Source organism: Lysobacter soli (assembly GCF_003382285.1).
In the GTDB taxonomy this organism is placed as follows: domain Bacteria; phylum Pseudomonadota; class Gammaproteobacteria; order Xanthomonadales; family Xanthomonadaceae; genus Lysobacter_J; species Lysobacter_J soli.
On sequence record NZ_QTJR01000014.1, the window covers coordinates 23,497 to 45,004 of the forward strand.

The 21,508-nt window shown below is 69.5% G+C and carries 16 protein-coding genes; 4 read left to right on the forward strand and 12 right to left on the reverse strand.

Annotation, left to right across the window (positions count from 1 at the left end; all coding sequences use genetic code 11):
* Positions 1 to 2: 2 nt before the first annotated feature.
* The 4 genes from DX912_RS15780 to gap form a co-directional block, all read right to left on the reverse strand.
* A complete protein-coding gene (locus DX912_RS15780) occupies positions 3 to 1,346 on the reverse strand; it encodes a DUF3999 domain-containing protein (RefSeq protein WP_115844017.1) in 1,344 nt (447 codons plus the stop codon).
* Entirely contained in the window at positions 1,343 to 4,036 is a 2,694-nt protein-coding gene (locus DX912_RS15785) for a DUF2339 domain-containing protein (protein WP_115844019.1), read from the reverse strand. The genes DX912_RS15780 and DX912_RS15785 overlap by 4 nt, the downstream gene beginning before the upstream one ends.
* 119 nt (positions 4,037 to 4,155) lie before the next feature.
* A complete protein-coding gene (locus tag DX912_RS15790) occupies positions 4,156 to 4,584 on the reverse strand; it encodes a group III truncated hemoglobin (RefSeq protein WP_233433617.1) in 429 nt (142 codons plus the stop codon).
* Positions 4,585 to 4,701: 117 nt separating this feature from the next.
* Positions 4,702 to 5,703 carry a type I glyceraldehyde-3-phosphate dehydrogenase gene (gene gap / locus DX912_RS15795; protein WP_115844021.1) on the reverse strand — a complete coding sequence of 334 codons (1,002 nt, stop codon included), beginning with the start codon at positions 5,701 to 5,703 and terminating at the stop codon, positions 4,702 to 4,704.
* 227 nt (positions 5,704 to 5,930) lie between these two features.
* Between gap and DX912_RS15800 the strand changes: the two genes are divergently transcribed.
* From DX912_RS15800 to DX912_RS15815, 4 genes are all read left to right on the forward strand, one after another.
* Positions 5,931 to 6,554: an OmpW/AlkL family protein gene (locus DX912_RS15800; RefSeq protein ID WP_115844023.1), complete on the forward strand. Its 624-nt coding sequence runs from the start codon at positions 5,931 to 5,933 to the stop codon at positions 6,552 to 6,554.
* Between the two features lie 82 nt (positions 6,555 to 6,636).
* The gene (locus DX912_RS15805) at positions 6,637 to 7,437 is read left to right on the forward strand and encodes a S1/P1 nuclease (RefSeq protein WP_115844025.1); all 801 of its coding nucleotides are present in this window, start codon (positions 6,637 to 6,639) and stop codon (positions 7,435 to 7,437) included.
* Positions 7,438 to 7,548: 111 nt separating this feature from the next.
* Positions 7,549 to 8,415, forward strand: coding sequence for an MBL fold metallo-hydrolase (locus DX912_RS15810; protein WP_115844027.1), 867 nt, complete (start codon positions 7,549 to 7,551; stop codon positions 8,413 to 8,415).
* 38 nt (positions 8,416 to 8,453) lie between these two features.
* Complete coding sequence (locus tag DX912_RS15815) at positions 8,454 to 10,397, forward strand: acetyl-CoA hydrolase/transferase C-terminal domain-containing protein (protein WP_115844029.1); 1,944 nt, start codon at positions 8,454 to 8,456, stop codon at positions 10,395 to 10,397.
* Positions 10,398 to 10,465: 68 nt separating this feature from the next.
* Here DX912_RS15815 and tkt read toward each other — a convergent pair whose 3' ends face one another.
* The 8 genes from tkt to DX912_RS15855 form a co-directional block, all read right to left on the reverse strand.
* Entirely contained in the window at positions 10,466 to 12,451 is a 1,986-nt protein-coding gene (gene tkt / locus DX912_RS15820) for a transketolase (protein WP_115844031.1), read from the reverse strand.
* Positions 12,452 to 12,646: 195 nt separating this feature from the next.
* Positions 12,647 to 13,978 (reverse strand): dicarboxylate/amino acid:cation symporter, encoded by a 1,332-nt coding sequence (locus tag DX912_RS15825; protein ID WP_233433618.1) that lies wholly within the window; start codon positions 13,976 to 13,978, stop codon positions 12,647 to 12,649.
* A 162-nt stretch (positions 13,979 to 14,140) separates the two neighbouring features.
* The gene (locus DX912_RS15830) at positions 14,141 to 15,490 is read right to left on the reverse strand and encodes a dicarboxylate/amino acid:cation symporter (RefSeq protein WP_233433619.1); all 1,350 of its coding nucleotides are present in this window, start codon (positions 15,488 to 15,490) and stop codon (positions 14,141 to 14,143) included.
* A gap of 53 nt (positions 15,491 to 15,543) precedes the next feature.
* Entirely contained in the window at positions 15,544 to 17,232 is a 1,689-nt protein-coding gene (locus DX912_RS15835) for a BatD family protein (protein WP_233433620.1), read from the reverse strand.
* A gap of 53 nt (positions 17,233 to 17,285) precedes the next feature.
* On the reverse strand, positions 17,286 to 19,019 hold the full coding sequence (locus DX912_RS15840; protein WP_115844035.1) for a VWA domain-containing protein: 1,734 nt from the start codon (positions 19,017 to 19,019) through the stop codon (positions 17,286 to 17,288).
* Complete coding sequence (locus DX912_RS15845) at positions 19,016 to 19,978, reverse strand: vWA domain-containing protein (protein ID WP_115844135.1); 963 nt, start codon at positions 19,976 to 19,978, stop codon at positions 19,016 to 19,018. The genes DX912_RS15840 and DX912_RS15845 overlap by 4 nt, the downstream gene beginning before the upstream one ends.
* 56 nt (positions 19,979 to 20,034) lie before the next feature.
* Positions 20,035 to 20,520, reverse strand: a complete 486-nt coding sequence (locus tag DX912_RS15850; protein WP_115844038.1) for a DUF4381 domain-containing protein — start codon at positions 20,518 to 20,520, stop codon at positions 20,035 to 20,037.
* On the reverse strand, positions 20,520 to 21,500 hold the full coding sequence (locus DX912_RS15855) for a DUF58 domain-containing protein (protein ID WP_425477959.1): 981 nt from the start codon (positions 21,498 to 21,500) through the stop codon (positions 20,520 to 20,522). Before DX912_RS15855 ends, DX912_RS15850 begins: the two co-directional genes overlap by 1 nt.
* Between the last annotated feature and the right edge of the window lie 8 nt (positions 21,501 to 21,508).

Consider the following 21,508-nt stretch of genomic DNA (forward strand, 5'->3'; position numbering starts at 1 on the left):
GCCTATCGCGGCTTGCGAAGCAGGCTGATGGCGAAGCCGGCGACGAGCGCTGCGCCGGCAACCAGCAGGCCCCACAGCAACCACGTTTTCCAGTCGCGCTGCACCGGCGCGGGCGTGAGCGCCGACGCACCGCCGCGCTCGGTCGACTCGCCCAACGTCGCGATCGCCGGCTGCCACTGCGCGCCGCGCTGCGTACGCATGGCCTCGACGAGCGGTTCGATCGGCGCATCGCCACGGGTCGAGCGCGCACTGCCGGCGACCAGCACGAACGGGCCTTCGCCGCGCGCGACGAACACCAGCGTCTCCGGCTGGTAGCCGAGACGAAGCTGCGGAACATCCGTCGGCCGCGCGCCACCGAAGGGCGTCAGTCGCCAGTAGCGTTCGCGATGGAGGCCCGACAGCGGCTGCGGCGGCGAGGCATCGCCATTGCCCTGCCCTTGCAGGCGGAAGGCGAGCCACGGTGCGGCGACGTCGCGCCACGGCTGTACCGCGTCGTCGCGCGCCTGCAGTCGCCATTGGCCGGTGCTGTTGCCGGGCAGCGCGATGTCCGCGCGCGCGACCGGGAATCGGCCGTCGAGTTCGTACTCGTAATGCACGTCGCCATTGGCGTCGTCCACCCGCCTGCCCGACAGCACGTTCCACTGCCACTGCGCCGCGACGGGCGTCGCCTGGAGTTCGGCAACGACCGCCGAAACGCGCAGCGGCTGCGCCTGAGGTTCCAGCGGCATCACGCGCAGGTAGCGCGCCTTCACCGGCGCGAGTTCGATGCGGTCGCGCACGACGCGCTGGCCGGCGTTGGTCAGCTCGATCAGGCGCGCCCCGTCGGCGACGACGCGCCACTCGCGCAGGTCGTCCGACGCGCTCACGCTCACGCCGATATCTAACGGCGCCTGCCCTGCGTCCCACTTCACCCGAATCGCGTCGATCGGCCACTCGACGCCGCTGGCATCGAGCAGGAACCCGTTGCCCGCAACGGAACCACCGCCTCCGTCGCGCAGTTCGACGCGGCGCAGGCGGCCGTCGGTGTCGATCTCGCTGATCGAGGCGACATCGTTCCCGCGGAACCGCGGCGGCAGCGGAAACCACGGCAGCTCGGCCGTGCGCACTTCCGGCACCGCAGGCGTGGACGGATCGAGCAATGCCGCCGGCACGGGTTCGCCCCGCGCGTCGAGCACGTCGAGATCGGCGAGCGCGGGCGACTGCAATTGCCGGTAGACGGACGCATCGAGCTCGACGCGATACGCGCCGGCATCGGGCGTGACCAGCTGCAGGGGCCACTCGCGCGCGTACTGCGCGCCGGCGGTCGCGGCGAACGGCACCAAGAGGAGCAGGAGCCACTTCTTCATGCAGGTTCGGTCTCCGCGTGATCGGTGTTGGAAGCGTGGCGCGGGGGCACCGGCGCGATGTAACCCACCACGGTGCACAGCAGCCCGTAGGCGATGAACGAGGCGATGCCCAAGCCGTTGCCGAGATTGCCGCGGTCGATCAGCAGCAGCTTCGCGAGCACGACGCCCATCAGCACCGCGCCGGCCAGCCACAGTCCGCGCTGTCCGCGGCGCGAACCGAGCACCCAGCCGATCACGCCGAGCACGCTCCATGTCACGCTCAGGCTCGTCTGCGCAAGGCTGGTGTGCAGCATCGCGTCGCTCCAGGCGACGCCTCCCCAATGGTGCACGGTACGCAGCACGCTCGCGGTCACGAGCGCGAAGCCGGCCAGCGACAGGGTGATCGGCCGCAGCCGGCGCAGCGCGTCCGGCGCCTCGTCGGTGACCAGCCAGCAGGCGAACAGCACAAGCACCGCAAGCTGCGCGAGCTCGAGCGGGTTGAGCAGCGGAATCCACGGCAACGGCGCGCCGCTGTCGGCGCTGAAGAGCGCGAGCAGCCAGCCCACCGCCAGCACCGTGAACCCCGCCGCCTGCAACGCGGCGCGACTGCCATCGAAACGCTCGCCCAGCGGCATCGACAGCCATCGCCAGCGGAACAGGCTCAACGCGGCGAGCGTGCACCACGGCAGCGCGAGGCCCAGCACGCGCCACCCGCCGGCCAGCGCGAAGCGGACGCAGAGCCAGTCGAGCAGCAACGATATCGCCAGTGGCCACACCAGCAGCCACACGAACTGCGCCCGTGCGGCGACTGCGTGCGCGCTCGCGCGCAGGCACACGAGCGATCGCAATCCGAGCACGGCGTACACCAGCCAGCTCCACGCGCCGTGGCCGGCGAACGGATGCGCGTGCACCTGCGCCTGCACCCAGGCGATCGGACCCGCCGCGACGAGCGCCCCCAGCGTGGTCCAGGCGAGTGCGGTGGCCGGACGGCGTCGCTGCACTTCGGCCGCGATCCAGCCAGTTACCGCGATCAACGCGAGCAGCACGTCGGCGCGGTGCATCGGCGCCACGAAACGCTCGATTTCGTTTACGGCATTGCCGAGCCACCACGCAAGACCCCACAGGTAGAACGCCGCGGCGAACGTGTCGTGGCCCGGCCGGCTGCGGTAACTCCACGCACTCGCGAATCCCGCCAGCGCGATGAGCAGTGCGCTCATGAACACCGGATTGGCGATGGCGACCTCGCCCGCGGGCGCGTAGCCGACGACGAACGCGAACGCGGCGAGCAGCTGCAGCAAGGTGCCGCCGAACTGCGGCCATCGGCGCTGCTGGTACAGGCCGAGCCACACCAGCGCCGCGCCTTCCAGCGCGAACACGCTCGCCGTCGCGCGAGCGGACAACGCCAGCGGCACCGCGAGCGTCGCGAAACCGACCGCCAGCAGCGCGTACATCGGCGTGAGTGCGCCGTAGCCGTCGCGGCGACGCAGCCACGCGGCGAGCAGTGCGTAGATCGCCGCCAGGCCCAGCGCGTTGAACGCGAGCGGCAGGCGATCGCCCGCCAGCAGTCCCGCCTGCATCGAGAAGGCGACGAGCGGCGTGCCGAACATCAGGCAGCCTTCGACCAGGCCTCGACGACCTTCCGGCTGGCGCCGTGCGTGCAGCAGCGGAATCGCCAGGTAGATCGCGAAGAACAACAGCAGGAAGGGTTCGGTCGTCGCGAACTTCCCGGGCCGGTACGCCGACACGCCCCACAGCGCGCCGATGCCGAAGGTGAAGACGAAACCGAGCACGTTGAGCACGCGCCACGATTTCCACCACGCCACGCCGGCGATGGCGAGATTGAGCACGGCGTAGTAGGAGAACAGCGCGACATGGTTGCCGCTGCCTGTCGACAGCCAGATCGGCGCGAGGAATCCGGCGAGCAGCGCGAACACCGCCAGCGCCTTCGCGTCCTGCAGGACCGCCAGCGCACCTGCGCCGGCGATCAACAGCACGCTGAGCGCGAACGCAGGCCCGGCATCCAGCAGACCGTAGAGCTTGAATGCGGCGAACACGGTGAGCAGCAGGATGCCGATCGCCCCGCCCTGCAGGCTCAGCGCGAAGACACGGTTGCGCTCGCGCTTGCGCCACGCGAAGACCAGCGCGGCGAGCGACGCGCCCGCGATGCCGGCCAGCCGCAATTCGATCGGCATGCGCATCCAGCCCTGGTCGCTCGCGTATTTCAGCAGCGATGCGACGCCTGCGAACAGCACGAGGATGCCGATCTTCACCGGCACGTTCCCCGTCATGAACCAGCGCTGCACCATGCGCAGGCCCATCGTGACGATGTCCGGACGCGCGGGCGCGACCCGGGCCCGCGGCGGCGGCGCGCGTGGGGCTTCGGGCTCGGCTTCGGGTTCGGATGCCTGGACGCGCCAGGCTTCGGGCAGGTCCGCGGGCGTCGGCCTGGGCGTGGGACGCGGCGTTTCGCGCGGTGGCGCGGCTTCGGGAACAGGAGGCGGCGTGACCGGTGGCGTGGGCGCGGCCGCGGGCGTTTCGCGCGGCGGTGCCGTCACGGTTTCGCGCGCGCTGGCCGCGCGGCGCATCGCGTCGAGCTGTCGCTCCAGCTCCGCGACGCGCGTCTTCACTCCGCCCAGCGATACCAGCGTGACGATCAGCAGCACGGGCACGGCGAGCACCGCGAGCGCGACCAGAACCAGCAACCCTTCCATGCGATGTCCCCGGGCCGGTTGCCGCCGTCGGCGGTCCTGTCGTTCCAGCCCCTTCGGGATCGCAGCCTCGGCGAATCAACGGCGCATTGCAACCGCACCGCGATGGGCGAATGTCGACCTCAGACGGTCGGCAGGCCGAGCGGCAACGCGCCCTTGCGCTCCATCAAACCCAGGCCGTAGCGCAGGCTGTAGCCGATCTTCTCCGCGTATGCGCAGACGCGTTCGACCTGGTCGGCGGGCAGTACTTCGCGTGCGGTCTGCCGCCAAAGCGAAAGCCAGCGGTCGAAATGTTCGACGCGGATCGGATGCGGACGATGCGCCGCCATCGGATTGCCGCGATACCGCTTCGTGCCGAGCGCGACCGACGACCAGAACGCGGTGAGCATGCGCTTGTGTTCGGGCCAGTCGTCGATGGCGGCGTTGAAGACGGGACCGAGTTCGGCATCGGCACGAACGCGTTCGTAGAAGCGGTCGACCAGCTCGGCCAGGTGCCGCTCGGTAAGGGCGTCTTCGCCGGACGGACCGGGCATGTCGCGCGTGTCGTTCATGACGGTGTAGTGCGGCCGAAGCGGTCGAAAACAAGGGGTTTGGCGCGATTCGCCGAGCACGGAAACAGCAAGGGCCGGCATCGAGCCGGCCCTTGCGGGTATCGCGTCGGTCGCAGGTTACTTCGCGACGACCTTGACCATTTCCAGGCACTTGTTCGAGTAGCCCCACTCGTTGTCGTACCAGCTGACGAGCTTGACGAAGGTGCCGTCCAGCGCGATGCCGGCTTCGGCGTCGAAGATCGAGGTACGCGCATCGCCACGGAAATCGGTGGCGACGACCTTGTCTTCGGTGTAGCCGAGGATGCCCTTGAGCGCGCCTTCCGACTGGGCCTTCATTTCGGCGCAGATCTCGGCGTACGTCGCGGAGTTCTCGAGTTCGACGGTGAGGTCGACGACCGACACGTCCGAGGTCGGCACGCGGAACGACATGCCGGTGAGCTTCTTGTTGAGTTCCGGGATCACCACGCCGACGGCCTTCGCCGCGCCGGTGCTGGACGGGATGATGTTCTCCAGGATGCCGCGGCCGCCGCGCCAGTCCTTGTTGGACGGACCGTCGACGGTCTTCTGCGTCGCGGTGGTGGCGTGCACGGTGGTCATCAGGCCGCGCTTGATGCCCCACTTGTCGTGCAGCACCTTCGCCAGCGGCGCGAGGCAGTTTGTCGTGCACGACGCGTTGGAGATGATCGCCTCGCCCTTGTAGGTCGTGTGGTTCACGCCGTAGACGAACATCGGCGTGTCGTCCTTCGACGGCGCCGACTGGATGACCTTCTTCGCGCCGGCGTCGAGGTGCTTCTGGCAGGTTTCCTTGGTGAGGAACAGGCCGGTGGATTCGATGACGACGTCAGCGCCGATCTCGTCCCACTTCAGCGCGGCCGGATCCTTCTCCTGCGTCAGGCGGATCTTCTTGCCGTTGACGATCAGCGTGTTGCCCTCGACCGACACCTCGCCCTTGAAGCGGCCGTGCACGGAGTCGTAACGCAGCATGTAGGCCAGGTACTCCGGCTCCAGCAGGTCGTTGATGGCGACGATCTCGATCTCGCCAGCGAAGTTCTGCACGGCCGAGCGCAGCACGTTGCGCCCGATGCGGCCAAAGCCGTTGATGCCAACCTTGATGGTCATGAGTTCCAAGCTCCTGCGGCCGCGACGCGCGCGGCGGGTGGTCGTGAGAAGCCCGGGCGAGCGAGCCCGGACGAGGGGAAACCGCGAGCGCCCATTCTAACAGGGCGGTCCCGTTTCGCCGGCCGCGCCCGGGCCTGCGGGACTGAATTGATCATGATCAAGCGCCCGTTTGATCCGCTGCGGAGACTGGAAGCGTTCCCACACACGCTTCCCTACGAGACGCTCCCATGCAAAAGACCTTCCTCGCCTGCGCGCTGGCGCTGTCCCTGGCCGGTGCCGCCACGCCCGTTCTCGCCCAGTCCAAGGGCGACTGGACGCTGGGCGTCGGCGTCCACGCGGTCGATCCGAAATCCGGCAACGGCCGCCTGGCCGACGGCACCCTGCCGGTGCGCGTCGACACCGACGTGAAGCCGACGCTCACCTTCGAATACTTCGTCCGCGACAACCTCGGCGTGGAAGTCATCGCCGCGTGGCCGTTCGAGCACGACATCAGCATCGCCGGCCTGGGCACGGTGGGCAGCACCAAGCAGCTGCCGCCGACCGTGTCGCTGCAGTACCACTTCAACACCAAGGGCAAGGTGTCGCCGTTCCTCGGCGCCGGCGTGAACTACACGACGTTCTTCAGTGAGGACACGCGTGGCGCGCTGGCCGGATCGAAGCTCAAGCTCGACGATTCCTGGGGCCTGGCCGCGCATGCGGGCGTGGACTTCGCGCTGAACGAACGCAGCGCGATCCGCATCGACGCACGCTGGATCGACATCGACACCGACGTGAAACTGGACGGCGCGGACCTTGGCACGGTGAACATCGATCCGATCGTCTACGGCGCGGCGTACGTCATGAAGTTCTGATAGCGCCACGGTGCATCGCCTGACGCGCGAATGCGCTCGGACGGCAATCCTCCCGCAGGGCCGTGCCGGCTAAAATGCCGGCATGGCCCGCATTCTTTCCGCCCTCGTCATCGCCCTGCTCCTCGTGCCGCATCCGGCGCACGCGTGGGGCCGTCTCGGCCATCGCCTCGTCGCCGCGCTCGCGTGGGACGACCTCACGCCGCAGGCGCGCGCGCAGATCGCCCGGCTGCTGGAAGGCGAAGCCGATCCGACGCTGCCCGGCATCGCGAGCTGGGCCGACGAACTGCGCGAACACGATCCCGACCTCGGCAAGCGCAGCAGCCGCTGGCATTACGTCAACATCGCGGAGGACGACTGCCGGTACGACGCCGCGAAACACTGCAAGGACGGCGACTGCGTGGTCGAGGCGATCCGCGCGCAGACCGCGATCCTCGCCGACGCCTCGCGCAGCAAGGCCGAACGCCTGCAGGCGCTGAAGTTCGTCGTGCATTTCGTCGGCGATGCGCACCAGCCGCTGCATGCGGGCTTCGGCCGCGACAAGGGTGGCAACGATTTCCAGCTCCAGTTCGACGGACGCGGCACCAACCTGCATTCGCTGTGGGACAGCGGCATGCTCAAGGCGGCCAACCTCGAGGAAGCCGCGTGGCTGCAGCGGCTGCGCGCGATGCCGCTGGCCGTGGACCTGCCGCCGCAGCCGCTGTCGCCGCCGTCGGCGCAGTGGGCGGAAGCCTCATGCCGCATCGTGCTTCGTCCGGGCTTCTATCCGGCGAAGGCGACGATCGGCGATGCGTACGTGCAGACCTGGCGCCCGCTGGCCGAAGAGCAGCTGCGTCGTGGCGGCGCGGAACTGGCCGTGACGCTCAACGCCGCGCTGTCTCGCTGATCGCGCTCGCGCCGGCCTGGCCTCGGCGGTCTTAACGAGGCCGCATCACAACGGTCGCGGCGATCCGCTAGATTGGCGCCGCGGGGCGTCCGGCCCCGCGCGGAGATCGCGATGAATCCCGACATCCAGCCGTTCTTCCACGCCGACAGCAACACGTGGACGTACCTGGTCCGCGATCCGTCTGGCATCGCCGCGGCCATCATCGATCCCGTGCTCGATTTCGACGCGAAGGCCGCACGCACGTCGACCACGTCGGCGCAGAAGGTCGTCGACGCCGCACGCAATCGGGGCCTCGACGTTCAGTGGATCCTGGAAACGCATGCGCATGCCGATCACCTGAGCGCTGCGCAGTGGCTCAAGTCGCAGTGGCCGAACGCTCAGGTCGCCATCGGTGCGGGCATCGTCGACGTGCAGAAATCCCTCGCACCGGTGTTCAACCTCGACGACAGCTTCCGCGCGGACGGCTCGCAGTTCGACCGCCTGTTCGCCGACGGCGACACGTTCCGCATCGGCGCCATCGACGCGCGCGTCGTCGCCGTGCCCGGCCACACCAGCGACAGCTGCGCTTACCTCGTCGGCGATGCGCTGTTCACCGGCGACTCGCTGTTCATGCCCGACAGTGGCACGGCGCGATGCGACTTCCCCGGCGGCGATGCGCGCACGCTGTTCCGGTCGATCCGCCGGCTGTTCGGCTCGCTCCCCGACGACACGCGCGTCTTCGTCTGCCACGACTACGGCCCGGGCGGGCGCGAGATCGCGTGCGAGACCACGATCGGCGCGCAGCGTCGCGACAACATCCACGTGCGCGATGGAATCCCGGAGGACGATTACGTCGCGCAGCGCACGGCGCGCGATGCGACGCTGGCGATGCCGGCGCTGATCCTGCCGGCCGTGCAGACCAACATCCGGGCGGGCGCGCTGCCGCCGCCGGACACCAACGGTGTTCGCTACCTCCGGATTCCCATCGACCGGATCTGAGCGATCCGGAAGCGCGTCGATCACGTTAGGCTTCCGCCATGGAACCCCGCCCCGCTCCCCTCACCTTCGATTCGGTCGATACCGCGGCCGATTTCCTGCTCAAGCGCCTCGCCGGCCCGCTGCACATCGGCGCGCCGCTTGGCCTGGGCAAGCCGCACCGGCTCCTCAACGCGCTGTATGCGCGCGTCGAAAGCGACACCTCGCGCCCGCTGCACCTGTACACCGCGCTGTCGCTCGATCCGCCCGGCGGCGGAAAGGGACTCGAAGGCCGTTTCGTGAAGCCGTTCGTCGAGCGTCATTTCGGCGCGGATTTCCCGCGACTGGCGTACGTGCAGGCGCTCAAGCGCAACGCGCTGCCGTCGCACGTCGAGATCGAGGAGTTCTACCTGCAATCGGGCGCGATGCTGAACTCCGTGCCGGTGCAGCGCCGTTACGCGAGCCTGAACTACACGCACGTCGCCCGGGCGCTCGCCGACCGCGGACTCAATGCGATCGTGCAGAAGGTCGCGCGCTCGCCCGACGGGTCGCGCCTGTCGCTGTCGTGCAACACCGACCTGACCTTCGACGCGGTCGATGCCGTCGTGGCGCGCGGGTTGCCCCGCCCGCTGCTGATCGCCGAAGTCGATCCGCGCCTGCCGTGGCTCGGTGGCAGCGCGACGGTCGCGCCGGACTACTTCGATGCCATCGTGACGCCGCCGGGCCCGTATCCCCGGTTGTTCGGCCTGCCGCGCCAGCCGGTCACACGCGCCGACTACGCCATCGGCTTCCATGCAAGCACGCTGGTGGTCGACGGCGGCACCCTGCAGATCGGCATCGGCGCGCTTGCCGATGCGCTCTGCCATGCGCTCGTGCTGCGCCACGTCGACAACGAGGCGTATCGCGACGTGTTGCGCGCACTCGGCTCGCCGCGTGCGGATGACGACACGCTGTCGCCATTCGAACGCGGCCTGTACGGGTGCAGCGAGATGATCAACGAGGGCTTCCGCAAGCTGGTCGAAGTCGGCGTCATCAAGCGCCGCGTGGTGGACGACCTGGCGGCGATGCAGCGCATCGAACGCGGCGGCCCGAGCGCGCACGATCTGGCGTTGCTCGAACAGCAGGGCGAATTCCTGCACGGCGCGTTCTATCTCGGCTCGCCGGAGTTCTACGCGTGGATGCGCGACCTACCGCCGGACACGCGCCGCGCGATCGGCATGCGTCGCGTTGGTGAAGTGAACGACCTGGTCGGCGACATCGAACTGGAGCGCCTGCAACGTCGCGACGCACGCTTCTTCAACACCTGCATGATGGCCACCGCGCTCGGTGCCGCGACGTCCGATGCATTGGAAGACGGTCGCGTCGTGTCCGGCGTCGGCGGGCAGTACAACTTCGTGGCGATGGCGCATGCGCTGCCGGACGCGCGCTCGGTGCTGATGGTGCGTTCGGTGCGCGAATCCGGGGGCCGCGTCACGTCGAATATCGTATGGAACTACGGGCACACGACGATCCCGCGCCACCTTCGCGACGTGTACATCAGCGAGTACGGAATCGCGGACATCCGCGGACGTTGCGACGAGGATTGCGTGATGGCGATGGTGGCCATCGCCGATGTGCGTTTCCAGCAGGGTCTGATCGATGTCGCCAGGCGCGAAGGCAAGCTGCGCGCGGATTTCGCCTTGCCCCCGGCCGCGTCGCGCAATACGCCCGAACGCCTGGCCGCGGCGTTACGACCGTTCCACACGAGCGGCGCGCTGCCGGACTACCCGCTGGGCAGCGATTTCACGCCGGTCGAGCAGCGACTGGTGAAGGCGTTGGCGTGGCTGAAATCGAACACCGCGATGCGCGGCGCGAAGCTGCGCACGGTATGGCGCGCATTGGGCGCGAAGGCGCTCGATCGCGAGGCGCTGGAACGCATGGATCTTGCGTCGCCACAGGGATTCGGCGAGCGACTGGAAGCGCGGCTGGTGTCGTTGGCGCTGGTGGAGAGCAGCCGCGGTTCGTAGCGCGAAGCCCAAACGAAAAAAGCGGCCGAAGCCGCTTCTTTCGCATCGATGGAGCGCGAACGTGATCGTTACAGCGAACGCGCCGCCTCGACCACCTTCTCGACCGTGAAGCCGAAGTACGGGAACAGCTGTTCGGCCGGGGCCGAGGCGCCGAACTCGTCGATGCCGATCACCGCGCCGTCCAGGCCCACGTACTTGCGCCAGAAATCGGTGACGCCGGCCTCGATCGCCACGCGCTTGCGGCAGGCCTTCGGCAGGACCGATTCGCGGTACGCCGGGTCCTGGCGATCGAACACCGTCGTCGACGGCATCGACACCACGCGCACCTGGTCGCCGAGCTGCTTGGCGGCATCCATGGCCAGGCCGACTTCCGAGCCGGTCGCGATGATGATCAGCTCCGGTGCGCCGACCGAATCCTTCAGGACGTAACCGCCGCGCTCGATGTCCGCGACCTGCTGCGCGCTGCGCTGCTGATGCGCGAGGTTCTGGCGCGAGAAGATCAGGCAGCTCGGGCCGTCGTTGCGCAGGATCGCGGCCTTCCAGCACGCCGCCGATTCGACCGCGTCGCACGGGCGCCACACGTCGTTGTGCGGGATGTAGCGCAGCGAGGCGATGTGCTCGATCGGCTGGTGCGTCGGGCCGTCCTCGCCCAGGCCGATGGAGTCGTGCGTGTAGACGTGGATCGCGTGCGAGCCCATCAGCGCGCTCATGCGCACGGCGTTGCGCGCGTAATCGCTGAACACCAGGAACGTCGCGTCGAACGGGATGAAGCACTCGTGCAGCCCCAGGCCGTTGCTGATCGCCGTCATGCCGAACTCGCGCACGCCGTAGTAGACGTAGTTCGCGTTCGGATCGTCGGTCGCGACGGACTTGCTGCCCTTCCACAGGGTGAGGTTGGAATGCGCCAGGTCGGCCGAGCCGCCGATCAGTTCCGGCAGCAGCGGCGCAAAGGTTTCGATCGCCATCTGCGAGGCCTTGCGCGAGGCGATGGTCGGGCCGTCGGCCTGCAGCTTGGCGATGTACTCGTCGGCCGCCTTGACGAAGCCGTCCGGCAGCTGGCCGCGCGAGCGGCGCGTCAGTTCGGCGGCGAGTTCCGGGAACTGCTTGGCGTACGCGTCGAACAGCTTGTTCCAGGCCTTCTCTTCGCCGGCGTGGTCGCGCTTGCGCCAACCGTCGTAGATCGCCTGCGGGATCTCGAACTCGCCGTAGTTCCAGTTGAGCGCGGCGCGCGTGGCGGCCACTTCGTCCTTGCCCAGCGCGGCGCCGTGCGAGGACTCCTTGCCGGCCTTGTTCGGCGAACCGAAGCCAATGGTGGTGCGGCAGCAGATCAACGTCGGCTTGTCGGTCGACTTCAGCGCCTGCTCGATGGCGGCCTTGATCTTCTCCGCGTCATGCCCGTCGACGCCGCGGATCACGTTCCAGCCATAGGCTTCGAAACGCTTCGGCGTGTCGTCGGTGAACCAGCCGTCGGTGTTGCCGTCGATGGAAATCTTGTTGTCGTCCCAGAAGGCGACCAGCTTGTGCAGGCCCCAGGTGCCGGCGAGCGAGGCGGCTTCGTGCGAGATGCCTTCCATCAGGCAGCCGTCGCCCATGAACACCCAGGTGCGGCTGTCGACGATGGAGAAGTCCGGCTTGTTGAAGCGCTGCGAGAGCAGCTTCTCGGCCAGCGCCATGCCGACCGAGTTGGCGAAGCCCTGGCCGAGCGGACCAGTGGTGGTCTCGATGCCGGGCGTCATGAAGTTTTCCGGATGGCCCGGCGTCTTCGAGTGCAGCTGGCGGAAGTTCTTCAGCTCCTCGATCGGCAGGTCGTAACCGGACAGGTGCAGCAGCGCGTACTGCAGCATCGAGCCGTGGCCGTTGGACAGCACGAAGTGGTCGCGGTTGAACCAGTCCGGATTGGCCGGGTTGTGGCGCAGGTAGTCGTTCCAGAGCACCTCGGCGATGTCCGCCATGCCCATCGGCATGCCCGGGTGGCCGGAATTGGCGGCCTGCACCGCGTCGATGGCGAGGAATCGGATGGCGTTGGCGAGGTCGCGGCGGCTGGGCGTCGTCATGGCGTCGGGCGGTCTTCGGCTGCGGGAGGAGGCCGCGCGGGGCTCCGGGCGCGCTGCCCGGCCGGCGGACGCCCATTGTCACACCCCGGGCCGGGGATGTCGCCCGCTTTGGCCCCTCTCCCCTCGGGAGAGGGGTTGGGGTGAGGGTCGGGACGCGCGGTGCAGCGATGCAGCCGATGCCTACGGTCGCGGCACTTAGGCCGCTTCGTCGCTTGCCGGCCCGTCCGGTTCGCCCTTCGACACCACGGTGGCCAGCATGAGGTCGCCGGTCACGTTGAGCGTGGTGCGGCACATGTCGAGGAAGCGGTCGACGCCCAGGATCAGGCCGATGCCTTCCGGCGGCACGCCGACCATGCCGCAGATCAGCGCGACCACCGGCAGCGAACCGGCCGGCACGCCCGCGGTGCCGATGCCGCCGAGGATGCAGACGAACATCACCGTGAACTGCTGCGCGAGCGTCAGCTCCACGCCGAAGAACTGCGCGAGGAACAGCACGGTGACGCCTTCGAACAGCGCCGTGCCGTTCTGGTTCGCCGTCGCGCCGACCGTCAGCACGAAGCGCGACACGCGACTGGGCAGGCCGAGCTTCTCGTCGGCCACGCGCAGCGACGTCGGCAACGTCGCGTTCGACGACGCCGTGGAGAACGCCATCACCATCGCCTCCTGCACGCCGCGGAAGAACCGCACCGGCGAGTAGCCGGCGGCGAACTTCAGCACCAGCGAATAGACGACGAACTGGTGCAGCGCCAGCGCGAGCACGACCACGCCGACGTACGCGCCGAGGCTGCGCAGCAGTTCCCAGCCGAACAGCGCGGCGAGATTGAACATGAAGCAGAACACCGCGTACGGCGCCAGGCGGATGACCAGCCCGATCAGCGTCATCGACACGTCGAACAGGCCTTCGATGCCGCGTTGCAGCGTCTCGGTCGCCTTCGTGCGCGTGAGCACGAGGCCGATGCCGAGCATGAGTGCGAAGAACATCACCGCGAGGATGGTGTTGTCGGCGGCGGCCTTCACCACGTTGTCGGGGACGATGGACACCAGCATGTCCAGGCCCTTGGGCTGGTCGCTGGCGCTGCCGACGATGGCGCTGGCGCGTTCGGCGCCTTCGTTGAGCAGGGCCTGCGCGCGCGCCGGATCCACGCCCGCGCCCGGCTGCAGCCAGTTGACCAGCACCAGGCCGAGGATCACCGCGATGCCCGACACGACGATCGTGTAGGCCAGCGTGCGCCAGCCGATGCGGCCAAGCGATCGGACGTCGCCCATTTCCGCCACGCCCATCACCAGTGCCGAGAACAGCAGCGGGATGACGAGCATGAAGATCAGCCGCAGGAACAGCGTGCCGGCCGGCGTGGTGACGTTGCTGGTGATCCACTGCACCCACGGGGCGTCGGCGCCGACGGTGGAATGCACGATGAGCCCGAGTACCAGGCCGGCGACGAAACCGATCGCCATCTTCCAGTGGAGCGGCATCCGGCCTTTATCGGTGCCTTTCGTGTTCGTGTCGCGGTCGCGTTCGGGCGTCATCCCGGAACTCCACGCTGCGGCGGGAATCCAGGATGATGCAGAAACCGGCGTGGAGGGCGTCTTCATCCCTCACTTCGCGTGCGACGCCTGATTGGGCATGCGCGATGCACGGATCGCGCACGCATTGCCGATGCCGCCGGGCGATTCCGGCAGCGATACGCGTCAGCCGGCAGCTTCCGGCGCGGTTTCGGCCGGCATCACGACCTCGCTTTCGGCCACGTCGCCGCTGCGGTTCGCCACGACGACGGCAGTCGCCAGATCGCCGGTGACGTTGAGCGCGGTGCGGCACATGTCGAGGAAGCGATCGACGCCGAGGATGATGCCGACGCCTTCGGCCGGGATGCCAAGCACCGCGCAGATCATGGCGATCACCGGCAACGAACCGGCCGGCACGCCCGCGGTGCCGATGCCGCCGAGCAGGCACAGGCCCAGCACCATCACCTGGTGCATCAGCGTCAGCTCGACACCGAACGCCTGCGCGAGGAACAGCACCGTGATGCCTTCGAACAGCGCGGTGCCGTGGTGGTTCGCAGACGCGCCGACGGTCAGCACGAAGCGCGCGACCTTGCGCGGCAGCTTCAGGTTCTGCTCGGCCACGCGCAGGGTCACCGGCAGCGTGCCGGTCGAGGACGCGGTGGCGAACGCGGTCAGCAGCGCTTCCTGGCTGCCGCGGAAGAACGCGCGCGGGCTCATGCCGCCGGCGAACTTCACCCACAGCGGCAGCACGATGAACATGTGCACGGCGATCGCCAGCACCACGGTCAGCGCGAACTTGCCCAGCACCACCAGCAGCTCCCAGCCGAACTGCGCGCACAGCGCGAACATCAGGCACGCCACCGCGTACGGGGCGAGCTTGATGATCATGCCGATCAGGCGCATGCAGATCTCGAACAGGCCCTGCACCGCGTTCTTGAACGCCTGCGTGTGCGGGCTCGGCGTCATCACCAGGCCGATGCCGAGCATGAGCGCGAAGAACATCACGCCGAGCTTCTGCTTGTCGTCGACGGCGGCGGCGAGCACGTTCTTCGGCACGATGCCCAGCAGCATCTTCATGAAGTCCAGCTGCTGGCCGGTGGCGGCGATCTCGCCCGCCTTCTGCGCGCCCTGCGCCATCGCCTGGTCGAGCATGCCGCGATCCAGCCCCTGGCCCGGCGCGATGAGGTTCACCATCACCAGGCCGATGGCGACCGCGATGAGCGTGACCACCGCGGTGTAGATCAGCGTGCGCCAGCCGAGGCGGCCGAGGCTCGCGACGTCGCCCAGTTCCGCCACGCCCAGCACCAGCGCCGAGAACATCAGCGGCAGCACGAGCATGAAGAGCAGCGCGAGGAAGATCTGGCCGATCGGCTGCGCGACGTAGCTCACCGCACCGAGCACGAAGGGCGAGCCCGGCGCGATGAAGTGCGCGAACAGGCCCAGCACCGCGCCTGCGATGAAGCCCAGCAGCACCTTGATGTGGAGGGGCATCCCCTCCGCCGGCATGCGGGCTTCGGGCAGGGCGATGTGGCTCATTCGGCGCGTCTCGTCGGCAAAATCAGCCGGCGAGATTACACCAGCTCGGCGCCTCAGCCTTCCTGCTGCGGCCCGCCGCCCGGGTACAGCGGTGGCAGCGGCGACGCCGTCCGGGTGGGTACGGAGCGCCAGGTCGGCCCCTTCGCGAAGGCGCGTCGCAGCGCCTCGCGCGCGGTGACCGCACTGCCGCCGCCCCAGCGGGCGCGCTGGAGTTCGTCCACGGCCTCGCGCTGGTCGGCGTCGGCCAGGCGGGCGCGGACTTCGTCGATATCGCGCGCGGGCGGATGGGCCAGCGCGCACAGGGCGTCGGCCACGTCGCCGAGGTCGCCGCGGTCGATCAGGCGCTTGAGGTCGACATGCCCGCCGGCCGAGGGCGGCGCGGGCGCGTCGCCCTGCGCTTTGGGCGCGACCTTCGCCGCGTCGCCGCGATGCAGGCCCCAGACGAGCGTGACCAGCCACAGCGCCGCGAACAGCAGCGCGACGAGCACCCAGGCCCGGTTCGCGCCGCCCAGATCGGTGAAACGCGCGGCGGTGCCCGACGTGTCCATGCCGCCCGGCGTTGTCGAAATCGTTCCCGAGGGCGACGGCGCCGCGCCCGGCGAGCCGTTGCCCGCATTGGCCGGGGTGCCCGGCAACACCGTCCACGACAGCGGCGGCAGGTTCGACGTCTGCGCCTGCCCGGTGCGTACGTCCCACCAGCGCAGTTGCAGGCCGGCCATGTTCGCCTTGCCTTCGCGTGCCGGCACGAGCGAGAAGCGCCGCGTGAGCTTCACCCGCGGGCGCCCGTCGACGAAACGTTCGTCGGCCTGCACCGGTTCGGCGAACACCTGCACGCCGTCGATCGGTGGCAGCTGCAGTTCCGGCATCTGCGCGGCGGTGGCGCCATCGGCGAGCGCTTCGACGGTCACCGTCGCGGCGTTGCCGACGCGCAGTTCCTGCGGCGTGGACTGGTAGCGCAGCGTCAGGTTCTGCAGCGGCAGCCACGGCTGCGGTGCGTTCGCCGGCGCGGGTTGGACGTCGAGCTTGCGCGGCGTGCCCTGCGCTTCGAGCGCGCCGCCGCGACCGCCACCGAGCAGGTCGTCGAAGAAGCCGCCCGCACCGCGGCCTTCGAAACGCGCCGGCGGCACCGTCAGCGTGCCGCTGCGCTCGGGCACCAGCAGGAAGCGGCGTTCGACCACGTGATAGCGACGCCCGCCGATGTCGCGCTGGTACTGCGCGTCGTCGCCCACGCGCTGCAGCGATGCGCCGTCGGGCGCGTCCTGGTCGAGTTGTCCCGAGATCAGCGGCGTCGCCGAATACAGCCTGACGACCCAGCCGACGGACTGCTGCACGTACGGATCGGGATCATCGGCTTCGCTTTCGATGAACACCTCTTCGGTGCGCGTCGGCGACGGCGCGGCCGAAGGCGCGACCGTCAGCGGGATCGGCTGCGTGCGCAGGCTGCCGACGTTGAGCGCAGGCACGGTGATCACGCCGTCGCGGCGCGGACGCAGCGCCACGGCATACAGCGTGCGTACCGTGCTGCCGCCGGTGCCCATCACGAACTCGCGCCGGCTCGTGCGCCCGCTGACGAAGAAATCGCTGAGCAGCGGCGCGTAGTCCGGCTCGGTCGATGTCGTCGCGGCGGTGCTTTCGATATTGAGCGTGACCGTCTCGCCCATCGCGATGCGGTCGCGATCGAGCCACGCGGGCACCTGCGCCGCGGCGTTCATGCTGGCCAGCGCGAGCAGCAGCAAGAGCATCGCGCGCGCGAACCAGCGGGGCCGGACAGCCGGTGACGGGAAGCTCGCGACGTTCATTCGTTGCCCTCGCCGCGGTTGTTGCGGCGCTCGTACTCGATGCGGAATTTCTCGCGCAACAGGCCACCCGGATCGTCCGGCACGCGACGCAGCCATGCTTCGTTCGCCAGGCGTTGTTCGCGCTGCTGCGGTGTTTCGTTGCGCGACGGGCCGTCCTGCGGCGGCTTCGCCTGACCTTGCTGCTGCAGCGCGCGTTGCATGCGTTCGCGCTGCGCGGCGTCGGCCTCGCGCTGCTTCTGCGCATCCGCCGGCGCGCCTTCGGATGACGGCTTTTCAGCGGGATCCTGCTTCTGCGAATCCTGCGGTTGCGGCTCGGACTGCTGCGACTTGTCCTGCTGCGATTGTGGGCCCTGCTGTCCCTGTCCGGACTGCGGCTTCGGGTCGGACTTCGATTTGTCCTGGTCCTTTGACTGACCGCCGCCTCCCTGCGGCGGCTTGCGCTTCATCGCCGCCTGCACCGCGCGCTTGTTGGCGACGGCGTCCGGCATGTTCGGCTGGCGCTTAAGCGCCTCGTCATAGGCGGCGATCGCCTGCGGATACTGCCCCGCCTTCGCCAGTGCATTCCCGCGATTGTAGTGCGCGTCGGCGCTGTCGGCCGACTGGTACGCCTGTGCAGCGGCGTTGAAATCGCCGCGCCGGAACGCTTCGTTTCCCTGCGCGATGTGCGTGTGTTCGATCTGGTCGGCGCGGCGCCACAGGTCGGCGGCCCTCACCGGCGTCCACAGCACGCACATCGCGATCATCGCCAGCGCCGCGCGGCGCCGGAATGCGAACAGCGCCAGCAGCATCAACGGCGGCAGCAACCAGTAACCCTCGTCCTGCCACGCGCTGCCACGCTTGCCGTCCACGCGCGTGGCGTCCTCGGTGTCGGTGGGATCGAGCACGCCCAGCGCGCGCAGGTCACCGTCGTCGCTGGCGATGCGCGCGTATCTGCCGTTGCCGGCGGAGGCGAGACCGCGCAACGAGCCTTCGTCGAGCCGCGCGTTGGCGAAGGTGCCGTCGCCGCGGCGGTACGGGGCGCCGGCTTCGGCGCCGACGCCGAGCACGTCCACGCGGAAACCCTGCTTCGCCGCAGCCGATGCCGCATCGTTCGCGCCGTCGCCGGCGTGGTCGGTCATCAGCAGGATGCGGCCGCGATCGAAACCGGACTGCTTCAGCAACTGCACCGAAGATTCGATCGCGCGATCGGCTCGCTGGCCGTCGACGGGCATCACGTCGGGCGACAGTGCGTCGAGGAACAGCGCGACGTTGGCGGCGTCTTCGGTGAGCGGCGCGACGGTGAATGCATCGTCGGCGAACGCGACGAGCGCGACCTGCCCGCCCTGGCGTTCGCGCAGCAGCGTGGACAACTTGGCGCGCGATTGCGCCAGTCGCGACGGTGGTAGATCGGCTGCAAGCGCGGCGCCAGAGAGATCGACCGCAACCACCAGCGGCGTGCGGCTCTGCCACAGCGGTTGTGGCGTCTGTCGCCAGCTCGGACCGGCGAGCGCGAACACCGCGAGGACGTACGCAAGCCCCGCGACCCATGCGCCCCAGCGAACGCGCGCACCGCCGCGTTCGACGAGCAGGTGCGGCAGCAGATGTGCATCGACGTTCTCGCGCCAGACGCTGGCGCGACGTCGCCGCACGCGCCACAAACCGAGCAGCACCGGCAACGCGAGCAGCGCCCACAACCACTGCGGACGCAGCAGATGCAGCGACGCGAGCGACAGATCGGCGAAGGGATTCATGCGCGCCTCCGCTGCGGCCAGGCGAAGGCGAGCAACGCCAGCGCGAACGCGGCGCCGAGCGGCCACGGATAACGTTCGATGCGCGGGCGCACTGCCTGCCCGGGACGTTCGATCGGTTCGAGCCGGTCGATTTCGGCGTAGATGCCGGCGAGCTGTGCGGTGTCGCGCGCGCGGAAGAAGCGGCCGCCGGTGCTGCTGGCGATCTCGCGCAGCGTCGCTTCATCGATCTCGTCGCCGGCGCCGGGCATCGGCACCGGCAGGCCGAACAGCGACATCGTGCCTTCGCCGCCGAACGCGATGGTGTGGATGCGCACGCCTTCGGCCTTCGCGATTTCGGCGGCCTTCTTCGGTTCGAGCAGGCCCGCGGTGTTGACGCCGTCGGTCAGCAGCACCAGCACGCGCTGCTCCGCCGGCTGCCCGCGCAGGCGCTTGGTCGCCAATGCGATGGTGTCGCCGATGGCGGTTTCCTGGCCGGCCAGACCAATCACGCTGTCTTCGAGTTGCTGGCGCACCGAGGCGAGATCGAGCGTGAGCGGCGTCAACGCATACGCGCGACGACCGAACACGATCAGGCCGACGCGATCGCCGCGGCGGCGATCGAGGAAGTCGGCGAGCACCGCCTTCGCCGCGGTGAGGCGGTCGACGGTGTTGCCGCCCAGTTCCATGTCGGGCTCGCGCATGCTGCCGGAGAGGTCGAGCGCGAGCATCAGGTCGCGACCAACCTGTGGCGGTTGCACCGCATCGCCAAGTTGCTGCGGGCGCGCCGCCGCGACGCACAGCGCGATCCACGCCAGCCATACCAGCCAGTTCGCGCGCGAACCGAAGGCCGCGCGGCCGCCCGCATGCGCGACGCGATCCAGCCGGTCGCCGAACGGCGCGCGCAACGCGGCCGACGACGCATGCCGCACGGGCGGCAGCAGCCATCGTGCAAACCACGGCAAGGGCAGCGCGAGCAGCATCCACGGCCACGCGAAGTGCTCGTGCAGCGACAGGAACGGAGCGAGCAGCGCGTCGATCACCGGGGCGCGCCCATCCAGTGCAGGAAGCGTTCGCGCGCGAGCGCGCGCAGCACGGCGACGTCGCCGGGATTCACATCGCGACGGAATCCGCCGTCGAGCAGCAACCGGCCGGGGCCTTCGGAAAAATCGGTTCGGGCAGGCGCCTTGCGCTTGCGCTTCGGCGCGGCGGCGTCGAGATGACGCAGCCAGTCTTCGCCATGCAGCGTGTCGGCCCGCGCGTCCCGCGTCCGTGCGGCTCGGCGCAGCAGCTCGGACATCGCCGCGACCTGTTGCGGCGGCGTCGATGCGGCGTCCACTTCGCGATCGAACAAGGCGGCGATAGCGGCACGACGACGGCGCACGCGCGCACGCCACCACGCGATGGCAACGAACGTCGCGACGACCACCCCGGCGACGATCCACCAGCCCGGCGCGGGCGGCCACCACGACGGCGCCGTCGTGGCGTGGATGTCGCGCAGGACGAGCGATGCGGGCGCGGCCATCACGCCACCAGCGGCCGGTTGCGGCCGAGCAGCGGCAGCCACGATGCGCTCTCGGCCTGCGTCGACAACGCCTGGACGCGCACCCCGCGCGCAGGCAGCTGCGCCAGCGCGGCCTCGAGCGGACGACCGAATTCGTTGCGCCATGCCTGCCGCTGTGCCGCGACGGAGAGGTCGACATCGATGCGGTGTGCATCGCGCGCCATGTCGACGCTGCTGCCGCCGAGGAACGGCAACGACGCCTTGGGTGGCGCGACTTCCAGCGGATCGGTCAGCAACAGCACGATCACTTCGTGATGGTGCGCGAGCGCGGGCCATCGTTGCGCCGGCAACGCGGCGATGCTCGCCGGATCGGCAAGCACCACCAGCCGCGAGCCCGGACGCAGCAGGCGCTGCGCATGATCGAGCGCGACGCCGAGGCCGGCATCGTCCTCCGGCGGACGCGCATACCAGCGCACCAGCGCGTCGAGCACTCGCAATGCGCCACGCGGACCGGCGGCTGGGGGGATCGGTGCTTCGCGCTGGCTGCCGCGCAGCGCGGCGATGCGATCGCCGTCGCGCACTGCGGCCCATGCGGCGACCGCGCCGGCGCGCGCCGCCTGCACCGACTTGAAGCGCACGCGCGTGCCGAAGTAGAGCGAGGGCGAGGTGTCGGCGACGATCAGGCTCAGGCGCTCGCGCTCGGCCTGGAAGAGCTTGGTGTGCGCGCGGCCTGTGCGCGCGGTGAGGCGCCAGTCGATGTGGCGCGCGTCGTCGCCGGCCACGTACTCGCGCGACTCGGCGTATTCCATGCCACGGCCGCGCAACGGCGACAGTGCGTGGCCGCTTACGCCGAAGCGACCGCGCTGGGCCGGACGTCGCCCCGCGACGGCCTGCCGCAGCGCAACCAGTTCCGGCAGCGTCGGCACGACGCCGTTGCCGGAGGTGTCTTCGCGGGGTGGCGTGGAGGTGGACACGATCGATTCGGGAGCGTTGGACGTCAGGGTCGATT